The organism is Microbacterium sp. Ld4 (assembly GCF_045066555.1).
Lineage (GTDB): Bacteria > Actinomycetota > Actinomycetes > Actinomycetales > Microbacteriaceae > Microbacterium.
In genome coordinates this window covers 263,410-282,205 of record NZ_JBISHE010000013.1, presented here as the reverse complement: position 1 = coordinate 282,205, position 18,796 = coordinate 263,410, and the positions used below count along the sequence as shown (strand labels likewise).

16 protein-coding genes are annotated in these 18,796 nt (G+C 70.9%); 11 read left to right on the top strand and 5 right to left on the bottom strand.

Going from position 1 to position 18,796, the window contains the following annotated elements; all coding sequences use genetic code 11:
• Window positions 1-56: 56 nt before the first annotated feature.
• Together ACJJV7_RS12010 and ACJJV7_RS12005 are read right to left on the bottom strand one after the other, a co-directional pair.
• The gene (locus tag ACJJV7_RS12010) at window positions 57-596 is read right to left on the bottom strand and encodes a pyridoxamine 5'-phosphate oxidase family protein (protein ID WP_405374429.1); all 540 of its coding nucleotides are present in this window, start codon (window positions 594-596) and stop codon (window positions 57-59) included.
• A 60-nt stretch (window positions 597-656) separates the two neighbouring features.
• Complete coding sequence (locus ACJJV7_RS12005) at window positions 657-4,109, bottom strand: bifunctional proline dehydrogenase/L-glutamate gamma-semialdehyde dehydrogenase (protein WP_405374431.1); 3,453 nt, start codon at window positions 4,107-4,109, stop codon at window positions 657-659.
• A gap of 111 nt (window positions 4,110-4,220) precedes the next feature.
• Here ACJJV7_RS12005 and ACJJV7_RS12000 point away from each other — a divergent pair, with 111 nt between their 5' ends.
• The 9 genes from ACJJV7_RS12000 (at window position 4,221) to ACJJV7_RS11960 (ending at window position 15,059) form a co-directional block, all read left to right on the top strand.
• Complete coding sequence (locus ACJJV7_RS12000; RefSeq protein ID WP_405374433.1) at window positions 4,221-5,111, top strand: LysR family transcriptional regulator; 891 nt, start codon at window positions 4,221-4,223, stop codon at window positions 5,109-5,111.
• 65 nt (window positions 5,112-5,176) lie between these two features.
• Window positions 5,177-5,623, top strand: coding sequence for a GIY-YIG nuclease family protein (locus tag ACJJV7_RS11995; protein WP_405374434.1), 447 nt, complete (start codon window positions 5,177-5,179; stop codon window positions 5,621-5,623).
• 126 nt (window positions 5,624-5,749) lie between these two features.
• On the top strand, window positions 5,750-6,802 hold the full coding sequence (locus ACJJV7_RS11990) for a LacI family DNA-binding transcriptional regulator (RefSeq protein WP_405374436.1): 1,053 nt from the start codon (window positions 5,750-5,752) through the stop codon (window positions 6,800-6,802).
• Window positions 6,803-6,853: 51 nt separating this feature from the next.
• Window positions 6,854-8,548: an ABC transporter substrate-binding protein gene (locus tag ACJJV7_RS11985; RefSeq protein WP_405374437.1), complete on the top strand. Its 1,695-nt coding sequence runs from the start codon at window positions 6,854-6,856 to the stop codon at window positions 8,546-8,548.
• A 3-nt stretch (window positions 8,549-8,551) separates the two neighbouring features.
• Window positions 8,552-9,535 carry an ABC transporter permease gene (locus tag ACJJV7_RS11980; protein WP_405374439.1) on the top strand — a complete coding sequence of 328 codons (984 nt, stop codon included), beginning with the start codon at window positions 8,552-8,554 and terminating at the stop codon, window positions 9,533-9,535.
• A 17-nt stretch (window positions 9,536-9,552) separates the two neighbouring features.
• Entirely contained in the window at window positions 9,553-10,554 is a 1,002-nt protein-coding gene (locus ACJJV7_RS11975) for an ABC transporter permease (protein ID WP_405374441.1), read from the top strand.
• The gene (locus tag ACJJV7_RS11970; protein ID WP_405374443.1) at window positions 10,551-12,242 is read left to right on the top strand and encodes an ABC transporter ATP-binding protein; all 1,692 of its coding nucleotides are present in this window, start codon (window positions 10,551-10,553) and stop codon (window positions 12,240-12,242) included. The genes ACJJV7_RS11975 and ACJJV7_RS11970 overlap by 4 nt, the downstream gene beginning before the upstream one ends.
• Entirely contained in the window at window positions 12,239-13,498 is a 1,260-nt protein-coding gene (locus tag ACJJV7_RS11965) for a glucoamylase family protein (protein WP_405374445.1), read from the top strand. Before ACJJV7_RS11970 ends, ACJJV7_RS11965 begins: the two co-directional genes overlap by 4 nt.
• 100 nt (window positions 13,499-13,598) lie before the next feature.
• On the top strand, window positions 13,599-15,059 hold the full coding sequence (locus ACJJV7_RS11960; protein ID WP_405374446.1) for a sugar porter family MFS transporter: 1,461 nt from the start codon (window positions 13,599-13,601) through the stop codon (window positions 15,057-15,059).
• Between the two features lie 57 nt (window positions 15,060-15,116).
• Here ACJJV7_RS11960 and ACJJV7_RS11955 read toward each other — a convergent pair whose 3' ends face one another.
• Entirely contained in the window at window positions 15,117-16,181 is a 1,065-nt protein-coding gene (locus tag ACJJV7_RS11955; RefSeq protein WP_405374448.1) for a histidinol-phosphate transaminase, read from the bottom strand.
• 72 nt (window positions 16,182-16,253) lie between these two features.
• Between ACJJV7_RS11955 and ACJJV7_RS11950 the strand changes: the two genes are divergently transcribed.
• Entirely contained in the window at window positions 16,254-16,649 is a 396-nt protein-coding gene (locus tag ACJJV7_RS11950; RefSeq protein WP_405374450.1) for a phage holin family protein, read from the top strand.
• Here the strand turns inward: ACJJV7_RS11950 and ACJJV7_RS11945 are convergent.
• Together ACJJV7_RS11945 and ACJJV7_RS11940 are read right to left on the bottom strand one after the other, a co-directional pair.
• Window positions 16,618-17,925, bottom strand: a complete 1,308-nt coding sequence (locus tag ACJJV7_RS11945) for a hypothetical protein (protein WP_405374451.1) — start codon at window positions 17,923-17,925, stop codon at window positions 16,618-16,620. The two genes, ACJJV7_RS11950 and ACJJV7_RS11945, sit on opposite strands and share 32 nt — an antisense overlap.
• Entirely contained in the window at window positions 17,925-18,182 is a 258-nt protein-coding gene (locus ACJJV7_RS11940) for a hypothetical protein (protein WP_405374453.1), read from the bottom strand. The genes ACJJV7_RS11945 and ACJJV7_RS11940 overlap by 1 nt, the downstream gene beginning before the upstream one ends.
• Before the next feature lie 178 nt (window positions 18,183-18,360).
• Here ACJJV7_RS11940 and ACJJV7_RS11935 point away from each other — a divergent pair, with 178 nt between their 5' ends.
• Window positions 18,361-18,795: a low molecular weight protein-tyrosine-phosphatase gene (locus tag ACJJV7_RS11935; protein ID WP_405374945.1), complete on the top strand. Its 435-nt coding sequence runs from the start codon at window positions 18,361-18,363 to the stop codon at window positions 18,793-18,795.
• Window position 18,796: the final 1 nt, after the last annotated feature.

Sequence of the window (18,796 nt, the reverse complement as noted above, 5' to 3'; positions counted from 1 at the left end):
CTAACAAGCTTCTCGAGGACCGGCTGCCGGAGCCGCCTCGCCCGAGCCGGGGCGCCCTAGAGGCCGGGGAGTCCGTCGATGCTGAGCGCGTTCTTCTGACGCCGGTAGTCGTCCATCCCCGCGGGGCCCTTCTTCTCGGCGTGGCGGCGGATGAGATCTCGCTCCTCGGTGACGTCCATGACCGGCACGCCCCACCCGCACGAGTCGCTGATCCTGGTGACCTCGACCGAGATGACGGCACGGGTGCTCGGGTTGTCGGGATGCCGATCGACGACCTCGCTGAAGCCGGGATCGCCGGGGAGGAGGACGGAGCCCGTCCCGTGCAGGCGGACGATCCTCGGGCGGTCACCGTAGGAGAGGAACATCACGCAGATGCGTCCGTTCTCACGGAGATGGGCGATCGTCTCGACGCCGCTCCCCGTGTAATCGACCCAGGCGACACGGCGCGGTCCGAGGACGGACAGCGTGTCATGACCGCGCGGCGAGACGTTCACGTGCCCGGTCTCCGCGAGCGGAGCCGTCGCGACGAACCACAGCGGTTGCGCCTCGATCCAGGCGGCCAGCGTGGCGTCGATTCCTTCGAAGAGCTTGCCCATGCCCCGACAGTATCGGGCGCCGCGCGAGACTGACGGCCGCCGGATCCCGGCGCCGAGAGGTCAGGCCGACGTCGCCGCCGCGAGGCGCGGGATGTCGTACCGGCGCGGAGTGCCGAACCGATGGGCCGACACCGACACCGCCTGCTCCCGGAGGAAGGGCAGCATCTCGACGCGTCCGGCCGACACGACCGGCCCGGCGTACACCGCGAGCGAGGGCGCACCGCCCGAGATCGCGGTCACGTCGCTCACTGCTCCCCCGATGAGTCGCAGCCGTCCGCCCGACGCAGCGAGTCGGCGCACGCGCGCCGACCACAGCGCATCGCCCTCGACCACGACGGTGACGCCTGCTCCGAGGAGCCAGGCCGCCACCGCTGCGGGCAGGGCCGTCGGCGCGCTGACCACGATCGGTGCTCCGGTGCGGATGCCGGCCGCGGCGACGCGCACGAGCTCGGCGATGCGGCCGCCCTCGGCGCGCACCGTCACGGGCACCGGCTGATAGCGGAGCGCGTTCTGCTCGGTCGTCAGGCCGGTCGCGTCGCGCACTTCGCCGAACTCCTGACGCCACGCCGCGGCATCCGTCGCCAGCGCAGACGCGACCCACGCGCGCTCGTCGCCTGGAACGCCGGGGAGCGCGGCGGCGGTCAGCGCGTCGGGGCGCTCCGCCCCGACGGCGGCGGGGGCGTCGGCCCAGTCGGCGAGGCCGATCAGGTAGTTCGGCCCACCCGCCTTCGTGCCGGGGCCGACGGCCGAGCGCTTCCACCCGCCGAAGGGCTGCCGCTGCACGATCGCCCCCGTCGTGCCGCGGTTGACGTAGAGGTTGCCCGCCGGCACCGACGCCAGCCACGTGTCGATCTCCGACTCGTCGAGCGAGTGCAGGCCCGACGTGAGCCCGTAGTCGATCTCGCCCACGAGGGCGATCGCGTCCTCGAGGGTCGGGGCGGTCATGATGCCGAGCACCGGGCCGAAGTACTCGGTGCGGTGGAACGCGCTGCCGCGCTCGACGCCGCTGCGGATGCCGGGGCTCCAGAGCGTGCCCGAGTCGTCGAGTCGGCGGGGTTCGAGCACCCAGCTCTGCCCGGGCTCGAGCGAGGTCAGCGCGTTCAGCAGCTTGCCCTGCGCCGGCTCGATCAGCGGACCCATCCGGGTCACCCCGTCGTCCGGGAGACCGACGGGGTACGACCGGACGGCGTCGACGAGCTGACGGCGGAAGCGCTCAGACGTCGCGACGCTGCCGACGAGGATGACGAGGGAGGCCGCGGAGCACTTCTGACCCGCATGGCCGAAGGCGGAGAACGCGACGTCCTTCGCGGCGAGGTCGAGGTCGGCGCTCGGCGTGACGATGACCGCGTTCTTGCCGCTCGTCTCGGCGAGGAGCGGCAGATCGTGGCGGAAGGAGCGGAACAGCTCGGCCGTCTCGTAGGCGCCGGTGAGGATCAGTCGGCCGACGGCGGGGTCGGAGAGGAGCCTCTTGCCGAGGTCGCCCTCGTCGACCCGCACGTAGCGGAGGACGCCCCGGGGCACACCGGCCGCCCAGAGGGCCTCGACCATCACGGCAGCGGAGCGCTCGGCCTGCGGAGCGGGCTTGATGATGACGGGCGACCCGGTCGCGAGGGCCGCGAGTGTCGACCCGGCGGGGATCGCCACCGGGAAGTTCCACGGCGGGGTGACGACCGTCAGCGCGACGGGACGCGGCGCGGCGCCGTCGATCTCGTGCAGTCGCACGGCGGAGTGCGCGTAGTAGTGGGCGAAGTCGATCGCCTCGGACACCTCGGGGTCGCCCTGTTCGAGGGTCTTGCCGCATTCCGAGCCCATGACCTCGAGCAGCGCGCCGCGTCGGCGTTCGAGCTCATCGCCGGCGCGGTGCAGGATCTCGGCGCGGTCTGCTGCGGTGAGGCCCCGCCATGCGGCGCCCGCCGCGACGGTGTCGGCGATCACGGCGTCGAGCGCCTCGGCGCTCGTCACCTCGCCCGCGCTGACGATCTCGTCGCCGAGGGTCGACCCCGCCATGCGCGAGCGGATGCCGTCGGCCCAGGCGCGGTTCGCGGCGATGCTCGGATCGGTGTCGGGGGTGTTCGCGAACGCGGCGCGGGGCGCGGCCACGGGAGCGGCGCTCCGGTCCTGCACCCGATGCGGCGCGGGGACGCCTGCCGGCATCGCGGCGATCGAGCCGAGGAACCGCTCGCGCTCGCGGGCGAACAGTGCCTCATCGGCGCCCAGGTCGAACACGGCCGACATGAAGTTCTCGTGGGAGGCGCCCTCTTCGAGCCGCCGGATCAGGTACGCGATCGCGACGTCGAACTCGGCCGGGTGGACGACCGGGGTGTAGAGCAGCAGCGATCCGACGGTGCGCCGGACGGCCTCGGCCTGCGCGGAGGCCATGCCGAGCAGCATCTCGATGTCGACACCGCCCGTGGCGCCGCGTCGCTCGGCCAGGAGCCACGCGAGCGCGACGTCGAAGAGGTTGTGGCCGGCGACGCCGATGCGCACGTTGCGGGTGCGCTCGGGGTGGAGGGCGTAGTCGAGGACGGCCTTGTAGGAGGCATCCGACTCGAGCTTGCTGTTCCACGTCGCCAGCGGCCAGTCGTGGGCTTCGGCGTCGACGCGTTCCATCGGCAGGTTGGCGCCCTTGACGATGCGCACCTTGATCGGGGCGCCGCCGTCGGCGACGCGCTGCGCTGCCCACTCCTGCAGGCGGATCATGGCCCCGAGCGCGTCGGGCAGGTAGGCCTGCAGCACGATCCCCGCCTCGAGCGAACGGAACTCCGGACGCTCGAGGATCGACGTGAAGACGGCGAGGGTCAGGTCGAGGTCCTTGTACTCCTCCATGTCGAGGTTGATGAACTTCGCCCCGCCAGGAGCGTCGGCCGCCAGTCGGTAGAGCGGGGCGAGGGCGCCGGCCGCGTGCGCGACGGCGTCGTCGAAGGCCCACGGGCTGTGCGGGGCGACGGTCGACGACACCTTGATCGAGACGTAATCCACGTCGCTCCGGGCGAGCAGCCGCCTGGTGCCGGCGAGTCGTCGCTCGGCCTCCTCGCTGCCGAGGATGGCCTCGCCGAGCAGGTTGACGTTCAGCCGGGTACCGCCGCCCTCGCGGATGCGCGCGATCGCGGCGCCGAGCTTGGCGTCGGTCGCGTCGACGATGAGGTGTCGCACCATCGAGCGGAGGACCCGGCGGCTGATCGGCACGACGATGCCCGGCGCGAGCGGCGCCACGGCTCCGCCGAGCGCGATGAGCGCCCTGAGGGGTGCCGGGAGGAACCGGGGCGTCAGGGGCACCAGGGCGCGCAGGTTCCGGGCCGCCACCGCGGCATCCTCCGGGCGCACGACGCCGTCGACGAATCCGACCGTGAAGTCGAGCCCGTGGGGGTCGCTCAGCACGCCGGCGAGGCGCCCCGCCGCGGCGTCGACGGGGATGCCGCGGCTCACCTCCAGCCACGACCGGACGAGCGCGATCGCATCGTCGGCGAGGTCGGTGAGATCCGTGGCCGAGGGTGCCGGGGATGCGAGCGTCATAGAAGCCTCCACAGGTGCGTCACCGCTCAGTGTGAGGCCCGTCATGCTCAGAGAGAAGCGACGGTTTACGATGATGACCATTCGGCTCAGCCGAACAGAGAGGGAGCCGTCGTGTTCGATCTGCACCGTTTGCGCCTGCTGCACGAGTTCGCCCTGCGCGGGACGATCGCCGACGTCGCCGCCGCCCTCTCGTACAGCGCCTCGACCGTGTCGCAGCATCTGTCGCTGCTCGAGCGCGAGGCCGGTGCGCCGCTGTTCGAGCCCGACGGCCGGCGCATGCGCCTGACCGCGCACGGGCGCCTGCTGGCTGAGCACGCGGCGCGGGCGATCGAAGCCGACGAGGCCATCGCGCTCGAGCTCCAGTCGTCGCCGCGCACCCGCCCCCTCGTGCGCATCGCGGTCATGCCGACGGCCGCCGAGGCGCTCGTGCCGCACGCGCTCTCGCTCCTCGCCGACCGGCTGCCGCACCTGCGGGTGGAGATGACGGAGCGCGCCCCCGAGGAGGCGTTGTTCGAGCTCGCCGCGCGCACCTTCGACCTCGTCGTGGCCGAGCAGTACCCCGGACACACGCGGGAGCTGCGCCCCGGCATCGTGCGCGAACTCCTCGGCTCCGACCCCATCCGCCTCGTCCTCCCGCCCGGTGACGACGCGGCATCCCTCGCCGATCTCAGGGACCGCCCGTGGGTCATGGAGCCCGCCGGGACCGCCGTGCACCAGTGGTCGGTGCAGCAGTGCCGGGCGGCGGGATTCGAGCCCGACGTGCGACACGTGGCGACCGACCTCATCGCGCACGTGCGCCTCGTGGCCGCCGGGCACGCCGTCGCGCTGCTGCCCGACCTCGTCTGGTCGGGCGAGCGCGACAGCGTGCGCCTGGTCGATCTCCCCGAAGCGCCCGTACGCGAGATCTTCGCCGCGATGCGGTCGTCGTCGCGCGAGAGCGTCGCCGTCACCGCAGTGCGGCAGGCCCTGGGCGACGCCCTCGCCGCCCACCAGACCGGCTGACCCGCACCGCCAGGAGGGAACAGTGCGGTGCGCACGGTGTCGCACCCGGCAGCGAGAATCGTCCGGTGCCCGACACCACGCCACTCGAGGAGCTTCCCGGGCCCTGCCGCGTCTGCGGCGGGACGACCGGGGCGGCGCCGCAGGGCGTCCGGCACTGCGCGCGGTGCGGGTGGCGGTGGGGGGATGCCCCGGATGCCGACCTCCCCCGGCCCCGCGTCGAGGTCGTCTACTACCTGCGCTACGCCGACCGGGTGAAGATCGGCACGTCGGCGACACCACGCGCCCGCCTGCGGGCCATCCGCCACGACGAGCTGCTCGCCTTCGAGCCGGGCGGCCGCGCCCTCGAGCAGCAGCGGCATCGCGAGTTCGCCGACCTCCGCGAGGGCGGCGAATGGTTCACGCTCACCGGTGCGATCACGGCGCACATCGATCGGATCCGTGCCACCCAGGCCGATGCCTGGGCGGCCTACGACAGGTGGCTCGGCGACGCGTTCCGCGCCGTGTCGTCCTGACGGCGGCCGGTCGGCATCCCGCGTTCGGGTCTTGATGTAACCGGTTACCATCCGCTACAGTCGGGCGATGTATCCGGTTACATCGCCGGATCCACCCGGATCTTCACGAGGAGGTGAGGCGGGACCATGAGCACCGACCGCTCCGTCACCCGCAGCCGCGAGTCCACCCCGCAGGCGGCGCCGGCGCGCCCGACCATCCGCGACATCGCGCGCGACGCCGGCGTCTCGGTCGCGACGGTCTCCCGCGTGACCCACGACGATCCCCGCGTCACCGGCGAGACGAAGAAGCGGGTGCAGGAGGCGATCGACCGCCTCGGCTACACGCCCTCCTCGCTCGGCCGTGCGCTGTCGTACCAGCGCACCAACACCCTCGGCATCGTGCTCCCGGGCCTCGGCGGCCCGTACTTCGCGGCGCTCATCGAGGGTGCCGAGTCGGTCGCCGTCGAACGCGGCGTCGCCATCAACGTGCTCGGCACGCACCTGCGGCCCGACGCCGTGGCATCCGTGCGGCAGCTCGCCGAACGCACCGACGGCCTCATCATCGCGGGCGGAACCGTGCCCGCCGACGAGATCTCCCGCCTGGCGAAGAGCGGCCGCGTCGTCGTGGTCGCCGGCGAGAGCGAGAACACCCCCTCCGTGACGACCGACGGGCGCGCGGCCGCGGCCGAGCTCACCCGCCACCTCATCGAGGTGCACGGGCACCGCCGGCTGCAGTTCGTGGGCGAGCCGAGCGGATCCCCCGACACGACGATGCGCTACGACGGATTCCGCGAGGCCCTCGCCCAACACGGGCTCACCGAGGCCGCCGAGCCGCTCCGCTACGGGCTCGACGTGCGCAGCGGCGCCCTCGCGGCGCGGCAGATCCACGAGAGCCCGCTGCCCGACGCCGTCGTCTGCGCGAACGACGAGCTCGCCATCGGCCTGCTCGCGACGCTGCCCGGCCTCGGTCACCGGATCCCCGCCGACGTCGCGATCACCGGGTTCGACGACCAGTCGCTCGCCGAGATCGCCTCCCCCCGGCTCACCACCGTCCACCAGCCCGTGATCGAGCTCGGCGCCCGCGCCGCTGCGGGGGCGCTCGGCGAAGAGCTCGCCCCCCACACGGTGCTCGAGACGCGGCTCGTGATCCGCGAGTCCTGCGGATGCCGGACGGAGGCGCCCGCTCCGGGCACACCCTGAGACGCCGACCGGGCGAGGCTCGTCCGGTCTTCGAGGAACAAGGAGGTTCCGATGAGAAAGCGCATGAGAGTGGCGGCGAGCGCCGCCACGATAGCCGCACTGCTGACGACGACCGCCTGCGCGAACGTCGGCCTGGAAGCACCGCCCGCGGCCGAAGAGGGCATGATCGCCGAGATCCGGATGCCGTCCGAGGCGAACGGCTCGGTGCAGGGCATCTTGAACTACAACTGGCTCTCGCCCAACGCCACCGTGCAGACGTGGCTGTTCGAACCCCTGATGATCCGTGACCGGTTCACGTGTGAGGCGATTCCGTGGCTCGCGACCGGATACGAGTGGGTCACGCCCGAAAAGCTCGTGATCGACCTCCGCACCGGCGTCGAGTGGAGCGACGGCGAACCGTTCACGGCCGACGACGTCGCCTACTCGTTCAACGTCGGCAAGGAGTTCCCCGCCGCCGACCGCGCCGGCGTCTGGGGCGAGTTCTTCGGCGGCGCCGCCGAGCGGGTGACCGCGACCGACGACCACACCGTCGAGATGGAGTTCGCCGGCGCGGCTGTTCCGAAGACCGACGCGATCCTCACGACGATGAAGATCCTGCCCGAGCACATCTACGCACCGGAGGGCGATCCGACGCTCTTCGTCGACACGAAGGGCGTCGCGACCGGCCCCTTCACGCCGTCGGACTACAACGGCCGACGGCTGGTCCTCGACCGCAACGAGAACTACTGGAACGCCGACGAGGTCAAGATCCAGCGCATCTCGATGGAAGGCCAGTACGACGCCAACTCGGGTGCCCTGAAGCTCCGCGGCGGCGCGCTCGACCTCTACCGCGGCGACATCCCGAACCCGAACCGCTCGGTGGTCGCGCCCGATCCCGAGAACGCGCACTTCTTCTACCCGCCCGACGCCACGACGGTGCTCGCGCTCAACAACGAGCGACCGGTGCTGAACGATCCGAAGTTCCGCGAGGCGTTCGCGTACGCCATCGACCGGGAGGCGATCACCGACCGCGCGAGCTTCGGGATCATGAAGCCGGCCAGCCAGACGATGCTGCTGCTGCCTTACCAGGAGCAGGACATCCCCGAGAAGTGGCGAGGCAAGGAGACCATCCCCTACGACCCCGACACCGCGAATGAGCTCCTCGATGCCGCCGGCTACGAGAAGAACGCCGACGGCTGGCGCGTCGACGACGAGGGCAAGCCCCTCTCGTTCGTCTTCAGCGTGCAGGCCGGCTGGATGGACATCATCGCGATGGCCGACGTGGTCGTCCGCAACGCCAAGGACGTCGGCGTGCAGGTGAAGATGGTCACCACCGACCCGAACGCCGTCGACGGCATGCAGCGATCCGGCGACTTCGACATGGTCGTCGACTTCGTCGGCGGCGGATGCCAGCGCTCCCGCGACCTCGGCGGACGCCTGCAGACCTCGCAGATCTCGCACGACAAGGAGCTCCTCCTCAACCGTGCGCGCTACTCGAACCCCGAGGTCGACGCGCTGATCGACGAGTGGGCCAACGTCACCGACGAAGGCCGGGCTCAGGAGATCGAAGAGGAGATCATCGACGTCTTCATGACGGAGTTCCCCTACATCGCGCTCCAGTACGCCCCCACGCGGCTCATCTACCGCACCAACAACGCGGTCGGCTGGCCGAGCGACGAGAACCCGTACCCCGTCGACCAGCTGCTGCGCCTGGCGCCCGAGCTGCGCCCGCCGGGCGACGCGTCGGCATCCGACGAGGAGGGCTGAGTCGTGACGTACTACCTCCGCAAGACCGGCTACTTCCTGCTGACGCTGTGGGCCGCCGTCACGCTGAACTTCATCATCCCGAGGCTCCAGCCCGGCGATCCGGCCGAGATCATGGTGACCCAGCTCACCGGTCGCGGCGAGGTCGACCCGGCGCAGGTCGCCGCGATCAAGGCGATGCTCGGCTACGGCGACGACAACGTCTTCATCGCCTACTGGCAGTACCTGCAGCAGCTGTTCGCGGGAGACCTGGGCATCAGCTTCACGTACTTCCCGGCGCCCGTCATCGAGGTGCTCGGCAAAGCGCTGCCCTGGACGCTCGTGCTCGTCGGGCTGACGCAGATCCTGTCGTTCGTGATCGGCACGCTCCTCGGCGCGATCGCCGCGTGGCGGCGCAACAGCCGCTTCGACGCGACGATCTCGGTGGGGTCGACCTTCGTCGGCAATCTGCAGTCGGTGTGGATCGGGCTCATCATCCTGTTCCTGTTCGCCTACACCCTCGGATGGTTCCCGGCGGCGGGCGGCTACGGCTACACCGATCCGGGTACGCCAGAGCACATCGCCGACGTGATCTCGCACGGCTTCCTCCCGGCGCTGACTCTCATGGTCACGGCGCCGATCGGGTTCATCCTGTCGATGCGCAACACGATGGTGCAGGTGCTCGGCGAGGATTACATCCGCCTCGGCGCGGCCGCCGGCCTCCGGGAGCGCACGCTCGCCCTCGGCTACGCCGCACGCAACGCGCTCCTGCCCGTCGTCACCGGGTTCGCCCTGTCGCTCGGCGTGCTGATGGGCGGCTCGATCCTCATCGAGACCGTCTTCGACTACCCGGGTATGGGCCGCCTCATGGGCGAGGCCACCAGCAACCGCGACTTCCCGCTGATGCAAGCGATCCTTCTCGCGACGATCGTCATCGTCCTCACGGCGAACTTCATCGTCGACCTGCTGTATCCGCTGATCGACCCCCGTGCCCGCCGGGCCACGGCGTGAAAGGCAGGTGAACCGTCATGAGTGAAGAGACCCCGATCCCCCAGCCCGCGTCGATGCCCCAACCGGCGTCGACGACGATGCCCGCTCGCACGGAGCCCGTGCGCACCTTCCGGCGTCGTATCACCGATGAGGACGCCTCGACGAAGGAGGTCGTCGCCGTCGTCCGCCCGCCCCGCTGGTACCAGGTCATCTGGTCGAGCCGGAAGGCCCGCGTCGGCATCGTCATGCTGCTCGTGTTCATGCTCGCGGCGATCTTCGCCGACCTGCTGACGCCGTACAGCCCGACCGATGCGAGCTTCGCCCCGTCCCAGGACCCCAGCTGGGCGCACTGGATGGGCACGAACACCCTCGGGTACGACATCGGCACCCAGCTCGTCCACGGCACGCGCCTCTCGTTCGCGATCGGCGTCCTCGGAGGGCTTGCGACCATCGTCATCGCGATCGTCGTCGGCCTGCTCGCCGGCTACCGCGAGGGCGGCGTGCTCGACGACGTGCTGTCGTTCCTCACCAACCTGGCGCTCGTGATCCCGGTGCTGCCGCTGATGATGGTCATCGTCGCCTACAGCGAGACGCGCGGCCTCGGCCTGCTCGTCTTCGTGATCGCGATCACCAGCTGGGCCGGAGCGTCGCGCGAGATGCGATCGCTCATCATCTCGATGCGCAACCGCGACTACGTCACGGCCGCCCGCTTCGGCGGCGACGGGATGCTGCGGATCGTCTTCCGCGAGATCATGCCGAACATGTCGTCCCTGATCGTCTCGGGCTTCATCGGTGCGGCGACGGCGGCGATCGCCGCCGAGGCCGGCCTGTCGTTCATGGGCTTCGGAGATCCGAACACCGTGAGCTGGGGTCAGATGCTTGCTCAGGCCAACGCCAACGGCGCCCTCGTGCAGGGCCTGTGGGTCTGGCTCGTCGCGCCCGGCGTCATGCTCGCCCTCCTCATGACGTCGCTGACGTTCGTGAACTTCGGCGTCGACATGCTCAGCAACCCCCACCTGCGCGAGGAGGAGAAGTCATGACCACCGCGACATCCGTCCTGTCCGTCCGCGACCTGTCGGTGCAGTACCGGCCGAAGGTCGGCCCCGCCGTCGACGCCGTGAAGAAGGCGTCGCTCGACGTCGGCCCCGGTGAGTTCGTCGGGCTGGCCGGCGAATCGGGATCGGGCAAGACCACGTTCGCCCAGGCGGTGCTGAAGCTGCTCCGGAGCCCTGGGCGCATCACCGGGGGCACGATCCACTGGGGCGACCGCGACGTCACCGATCTCAGCGGCGAAGACCTCCGCCCGCTGCGCTGGTCGTACGTGTCGACCGTGTTCCAGTCGAGCATGAACTCCCTGAACCCGGTGGTGAGGGTGCGGCGCATGTTCGAGGACGTGATGCACGAGCACACCGACCTCACCACGGAGCAGATCCGGAGCCGGAGCGAAGAGCTCTTCGACCTGGTGAGCGTCGACACCCGGTTCCTCAGCATGTATCCGCACGAGCTCTCGGGGGGCATGCGTCAGCGCGTGAACCTCGCCCTCGCCCTCGCGCTGCAGCCGCAGCTCGTGCTCTTCGACGAGCCGACCACGGGCCTCGACGTCGTCGTGCAGAAGTCGATCCTCGACAAGATCCGCGAGCTGCAGGAGCGGGAGCGCTTCGGCGCCGTGCTCATCACGCACGACATGGGCACGTTGCTCGACTTCTCCGACCGGGTCGCGGTCATGTACGAGGGGGAGATCGTCGAGGACATCACGGCGACGGATGCCGTCACCTCGGGGCCGAAGCATCCGTACTCCATCCACCTCGTCGGGTCGTACGCCGAGCTGCTGGGCGAGGACGTCGCCGGATACCAGGGCGCCGAGCTGGTCGAACCCGACGCGGTCGCCGAGGAGGCACCCGTCGAACACGGCACCGTGCTCGAGGTCACCGGCCTCGGGCGGCGCTTCGCCAAACGACAGGGCATGAAGACGGAGTACGTCGACGCGGTCGCCGACGTCTCGTTCACGCTTCGCGAAGGCGAGGTCACCGCGCTCGTCGGACAGTCGGGGTCGGGCAAGTCCACGATCGCGCGCATCCTCACGCGCATCGACGTGCCCTCGTCGGGCAGCGTCCGCTACGCCGCGAAGACCGACGGCGAGATGCACGACATCGCGAAGCTGCACGGCAAGGTCGCCCGCGAGTACCGCCGGAACGTGCAGTACGTGTTCCAGGATCCGTACGCGGCGCTCAATCCGACCCTCACCGTCGGGTACTCGCTGTCGCGGCCGCTCGTGAACTTCCTCCACGTCGGGCGGCGCGAAGCGATCGAACGGTCGGCGAGCCTGCTCGAGACGGTCGGGCTCACGCCTGCGGGCCGGTTCATCGGGCGGCTGCCGCACGAGCTCTCGGGCGGCCAGCGGCAGCGCGTGGTGATCGCCCGGGCCCTCGCCGCCGAGCCGCGGCTGATCATCGCCGACGAGCCGATCGCGAGCCTCGACGTGTCGATCCGCGCCGAGATCCTCGAAGTGCTGCAATCGCTCGTCGCCGACCACGGCGTGGGCATGCTCTACATCACCCACGACCTGCTCTCGGCGAAGAGCCTCGCCAACCACGCGCTCGTCCTCAAAGACGGCGCCCTCATCGAGTCGGGTCCGGCCGACCAGGTCATCGACAACCCGCAGGCCGAGTACACCCGTCAGCTTCTCGACGCCATTCCGAACCCCTTCGAGAAGAGGTCCGCCGCATGACGATCACTCTCCCCGCCGACATCCGCGAGTTGACCGAGCGGGAGGTGGACGCCTCGATCCGCTGGCTGTGGGCGCACGGCACGCCCTCGGGGCGCGGCTGCGGCCTGGTGCTCGATCGCGACGACCTCCCGGACGTCGCGACCGTCGCCGCGACCGGGTTCGCCCTGGCGGCCTGGTGCGTCGGCGTCGAACGCGGCCTGCTCGACCGCTCCGACGTGCACGCCCGCGTGCGCGGCGCGATGGAGACCCTCGAGCACGTCGTCCCGCAGAAGAACGGGTTCCTCGCGCACTTCGTGGATGCCGGCACCGGCGAGCGGCGGGGACAGTCGGAGTATTCGACGATCGACACGGCGTTGGCGCTCTGCGGCGCCGTCGTGGCGGCATCCTTCTTCTCCGACGACGCCGAGATCGGCGATGCCGTCGATCGGATGCTGACCCGCATCGACTGGAACTGGCTCGCCCAGGAGCGCGCGGACGGACGGACGGTGCTGCGGATGGCGTGGGTCGCGGCGAAGGGCGACGACTACGCCGACGGCGCCGACGACGACGGGTTCGTGAGCGCGTGGGACATGACCGCCGAGCAGTTGACGATGTACCTGCTGGCGGCAGGCCACCCCGACGTGTCCGAGCAGCGTGCGCACGCGCTGTGGGACGGGTTCGACAAACCGGTCGGCGAGTACGGCGGCCACGAGTGCGTCCACGAACCAGCCGGAACGCTCTTCGTCTACCACTTCCCCCTCGCGTTCTTCCCGTTCCAGCGCGTGCGCGACAAGGACGGACGCGACTGGTGGGCGAACTCCCGCGAAGCCTCTCTCGCCTCGAAGGCGTGGTGCGCCGACCAGGCGGGCACGTGGCGCACGTTCGCCGCGGGCCTCTGGGGTCCCGCGGCTGGTCTCGGCCCGGGCGGGTACGTCGTGAACGGCGCCCGGCCGTCGTCGCACGAACCGCGGGGCGACGGCACGATCCCGCCGGTGTCGCTGTTCGGCGCGCTGCCGCTGGCTCCGGCGGAGGTCGCGCCCGCCCTCCGCCGGCTGCGCGACGAGCACCCCGGCGCGTGGAACGAGTGGGGCGCGACCGACGGCGTCAACCTCGAGGGGAGCGAGCCCTGGTACGCCGAGCCGCGCTACGGGCTCAACAAGGGGGCCACCGCCCTGCTGGGCGCTGCCGCGCTCGGCTCCACCCTCGTGTGGGATGCCTTCTCGCGGCATCCGTGGATCGCCCGGGGCGCCGCGAAGCTGGGCTTCACCGACGTCTGACGCTCGGGCTCCTCGACCACCCGCGCGGCGCCTGTATCGGATTTCTCCGCGGATGCAAGACCGCCCGCGTCATGCCCGGGCAGGGGTAACCTCGACGCTCGTGAGCACAACCGGGACCATTCCACACGACGCCTTCTCGCTCAAGAGCCCGTACGGGCGTCGCGCCATCGCCCTGTCCATCGCCGCGGCGGTGGGCGGTTTCCTCTTCGGATTCGACTCCTCCGTCATCAACGGCGCCGTCGATGCGATCGAGGGCAACTTCGAGCTCAACGACGTGCTCACCGGGTTCGTCGTCGCCGTGGCGCTCCTCGGCTGCGCGGTCGGCGCGATCATCGCCGGAGCGCTGTCGGACCGCTGGGGGCGCCTCAAGACGATGATGCTCGGCGCCGTCATGTTCCTCGTGTCGTCGATCGGCTCGGGCCTCACCTTCAGCGTCCCCGACCTCATCGTGTGGCGCGTGATCGGCGGCATCGGCATCGGCATCGCCTCGGTGGTGGCTCCCGCCTACATCGCCGAGATCGCACCCCGGCAGATCCGCGGCAGCCTGGCCTCCCTCCAGCAGCTCGCGATCACGCTCGGCATCTTCGCCGCCCTGCTCTCCGACGCGGTGCTCGCGGGCGCCGCAGGCGGCGCATCGGAGCAGCTGTGGCTCGGGCTCGAGGCCTGGCGGTGGATGTTCCTGGTCGGCATCCTGCCGGCGGCGGTCTACGGCATCCTCGCCTTCACGATGCCCGAATCGCCCCGCTTCCTGCTCGCCAAGGGGCGCACCGATGAGGCGCGCGAGATCTTCTCGCGGCTCGTCCCCCCGGCCGATCTCGACAAGTCCGTCAACGAGATCCGCGCGGCGATCGACGAAGACCGCAAGGGCAAGAGCGCGTCGCTGCGCGGGCCGGTGCTCGGCCTGCAGGGCATCGTCTGGGTCGGCATCATCCTGTCGACGTTCCAGCAGTTCGTCGGCATCAACGTGATCTTCTACTACTCGACGACCCTGTGGAAGGCGGTCGGCTTCGACGAGAGCAACTCGCTCCTCATCAGCGTCATCACCTCGGTCACGAACGTCGTCGTCACCCTGGTCGCGATCTGGCTGGTCGACCGCATCGGCCGGAAGCCCATCCTGCTCACCGGGTCGGTGCTGATGACCCTGTCGCTGGCGACGATGGCGCTGGCGTTCGCGTTCGCCGTCGAGGTCGACGGCGAACCCTCGCTCCCCGGCGCGTGGGGGCCGGTCGCCCTCGTCGCGGCGAACCTCTTCGTCGTCGGCTTCGGAGCCTCGTGGGGCCCGCTCGTGTGGGTGCTTCTCGGAGAGATCTTCCCGAGCCGCATCCGCGGAAAGGCCCTCGGTGTGGCCGCCGCGGCGCAGTGGGTCGCGAACTTCCTCATCACCGTCTCGTTCCCCGCGATGTCGACCTGGTCGCTGCCGCTCACCTACGCGATGTACGCGCTGTTCGCGGCGCTCTCGTTCGCGTACGTGGCATGGCGCATTCCCGAGACCAAGGGCATGGCGCTCGAACAGACCGAGACGCTGTTCGTCCGGGCCCCGAAGACGCCGAAGCGCCGCTGACCCCGCTCTCCAGGCCGGCGCGATCGCCGGCCTGGAGAGCGAACGTCGTGCGGTGAGTCAGCTGACGACGGATGCCGCGACGGCGACGACCAGCTCGACCGACTCCTCTTCGCCCACCGACACCCGCACGCCGTCACCGGCGAACGGGCGCACAACGAGGTCGGCCGCCTCGAACGCGCCGGCCACCTCGAGCGAGCGCTCGCCCGCCGGCAGCCAGACGAAGTTGCCCTGTGCCTCGGGAACGTCCCAGCCCACCTCGCGCAGGCGCGACACGAGCTGGTCGCGGCGCGCCGCGACCGCGGCGACACGTTCGTGCAGCTCCTCCTCGGCGTCGAGGCTGGCGAGTGCGGCGGCTTCCGCCTGAGCGGTGACAGAGAGCGGGATGCCGGCGCTCCGTGCCACGTCGAGGATCCGCGGGTGCCCGATGGCGTACCCGATGCGGAGCCCGGCGAGCCCGTAGGCCTTCGAGAACGTGCGGAGGACGACGACGTTGTCGTGACCGGCGGCGATGACCTTCGCCCCCGAGGCCGCGTCGGACGCGGTGACGAACTCGGCGTAGGCCTCGTCGAGGACGATCAGCACGTCGCTCGGCACGGCGGCGAGGAACGCGTCGAATGCGGCCTGCGTCACGACGGTGCCGGTGGGGTTGTTGGGCGTGCAGACGAACACGGCGCGCGTGCGCGCCGTCACCGCGGCCGCCATCGCCGGCAGGTCGTTCTCAGCGGCATCCGTCAGCGGCACCATCACGGCGGTCGCACCGGTCACCGTGACGATGCCCGGGTACGCCTCGAACGAGCGCCAGGGCAGCACGATCTCATCGCCGACGCTCGCGGTCGCCTGGGCGAGCTGATAGAGGATCGACACCGAACCGGCGGCGATGTGGACGTGATCGGTGCTCACGCCGAACCGGTCGGCGAGCCGCGCGCGCAACCGGCCGGCGAGCGCATCGGGGTAGCGGTTGAACGCCGTCGCCGCCTGCACCGCCGTGATGACGCCCGGGAGCGGGTCGAACGGGTTCTCGTTGCTGGAGAGCTTGTACGCCGTGGCGCCGGCCTGCTTGCCCTGCGTGTACGAGGGGAGGGCGGCGATCTCGGGACGAACGCGCACGGGGATGTCGGTCACGCGATGAGTCTACGAGCCCGCGCTCCGGCTCGTTCCTCGACCGACGAGGGAGCACCGTGGGAGACTGCGGGCATGCGCTTCTTCATCCGCGTCGTGATCAACGCGTTCGCCATCTGGGTCGTGACCCTCATCGATCCGCTCCGGGTCGACGTCACCCCGTTCGCGCCGGGCGAGACGCTCCAGCTCGTTCTCAGTCTGCTGGCCGTCGCGGCCGTCTTCGCGATCGTGAACACGGTGATCGGGACGATCCTGAAGATCGTCGCCTTCCCGCTCTACATCCTGACTCTGGGCCTCATCTCCCTCGTCATCAACGGGTTCCTGTTCTGGCTGACCGGATGGTTCACCGAGTGGTGGGGCTGGGGCCTCACGGTCGAGTCGTTCTGGCTCGGGGTGGTCGCCGCGCTCATCATCTCGGTCATCAACTTCATCTTCGGCATCATCCTTCGCCCGCAGACGAAGCGGCGCTGACCGCCGATTCGGCGTCGAAGACGAACACCTCGACCGACTCGGCGGCGCCGAACTCCCGCAGCCGCTCGCGCACGACCTCCATGCGTGGGTCCGTCGACGCGTCGAGCATCCCCGCCGACGCGGCATAGACATCCATCTGATGGACGGCGACCTTCAGATCGTCGAAGGAGGGCAGCGGGTCGGCGGAGCGCTCGGCGACGAAGCTCCCCGGCGCCCCGATACCGGCGTCGTGGCCGCCGGCGGCGAGCGCCGACACCGGATCGTCGGTGTGCCGGACATCGACCTGCAGGGTCTTCTCGCCGAGGTCGGCCTGAATCGGATTGCCGAAGCCGACGAACGCCGGCACGTCGTACTCGCCCTCCAGCGCCAGCCGGCTGCCGGTCATCGCCCCCTGCGAGTGACCGCTCACCATGACGCTGTCCCCCGGCCGCGCGCCCGCGCGCTCGAGCGCCATGCGCGCCGCCTCGTACGATTGCGACTCCTGGCCGAGGTACACCCGCAGATTCGCCTCGACATCGAACACGCCGGGACCGCCGAGGGTGCGGGTGCCCGAGAGGTACAGCGCGAACCGGTGCCCGCCGCCCGGCAGGGTGTACTTCTCGACCCGGATGCCGCCCGGTCCCCCCGTCGGGATGCGCCGAGCGACATCGCGCAGAGCTCGGGGAGCGCTGCCCGGCGCGGCCTCGACCAGGGTGACCCGGGGTCGGGGCGCCCCGGGGCGCAGCCGGCTCGAGTGGGGAACGGCGCCGAGCCCGGCGACCTTCACGCCACCGAGAGCCGTCGCGCCCAGGCTGAAGGCCAGCAGTCCGAGCGCGCCGAACGGCAGGCCTCCGAGCGCGAGCTGCCGGAGGACATCGGCGTGCGGGTCGGGTGCCGACATCCGCGCGGCGTCGGCCAGCACGGCCGCGTGCGGGTCGCTCTCGGCCAGGCGCTCGGCCTCTCGGCCCAGACGCTCGGCGCCGCGGGCGTCGCCTGCCGCCGCGGCGGCCGCACGCCGGGCGTCGAGCTCGACGAGCTCGTACATCGACGCCGCCTGCCGAAGCCCGGTTGCAAGCTCGCCGCCGCGCGCGATGATCCCGTCGACGCGGCCGATCAGCCGCTGCGCCATCGGACTCGCCGGCGACGAGTACAGGTTCGACGCGGCATCGGCGACCGAGCTCCGCAATCGGCCGGCGTCGGCCACGGCGTCGTCGAACAGCGCGGCCGCATGCCGCAGATCGGCGGTGTCGATCGCGATCACGCGACCGCTTCGGATGTCGAAGCCGTCGTCGCCCATCAGCCGGCCGCCGCCCACTCGAGAAGCCGGAACCGCTCGCGGCGCACATCGCCCTTGACCTCATCGATGTCGACCGTGACTCCGACCAGATCGAGCACCCATTGCTCCACCGACGAGCGGAACGCATCGGCGGCGCGGGCCTGCCAGTCGGTGACGCCGACGAGCAGGGTCGCCGAATGATGGAGCCGCACCGCTTCGCCGTCGGCACGGGTCAAGGACACGAGCGCCCGTTCGAGGGCTGCGAGAGAGTCGGACATACCGGCATCCTGCGCCGCCACGACCCCCGCGAAGAGGCGCTGCGAGCGACCGGGGACGACCTCACGGCAGAACCGTCTGTGCAGAAGGCCTCCCGATCACCACAATGGAGTGGTGCCCACCCCCGATGACGCCTTCCGTGTCGTGTTCGTGTGCACCGGGAACATCTGCCGGTCGCCGATGGCGGAGGTCGTCTTCCGCTGGTTCGCGGAGCAGGCGGGCCTCGGCGACCGGGTGCTGTCGGCGAGCGCCGGAACCGGCGACTGGCACGTCGGCGAGCGCGCCGACTCGCGCACCCTCGCCGCGCTCGACCGGCACGGCTACGACGGGTCCCGCCATCGTGCCCGCCAGTTCTCGCTCGACGACTTCGACCGCAACGACCTCGTGATCGCCCTCGACCGCTCGCACGAGCGCGCCCTGTCGGAATGGTCGCGTCACCCGGGGGATGCCGACAAGCTCGCCCTGCTGCTGTCGTTCGATGCGCGCGGCGACGCGGCGCTCGACGTGCCCGACCCCTACTACGGCGGCCCCGAGATGTTCGATGAGGTGCTCGCTATGATCGAGAGCGCGTGCCGGGCGCTCTTCCGGCAGCTCGAACCCGCGATCCGCCGCTGAT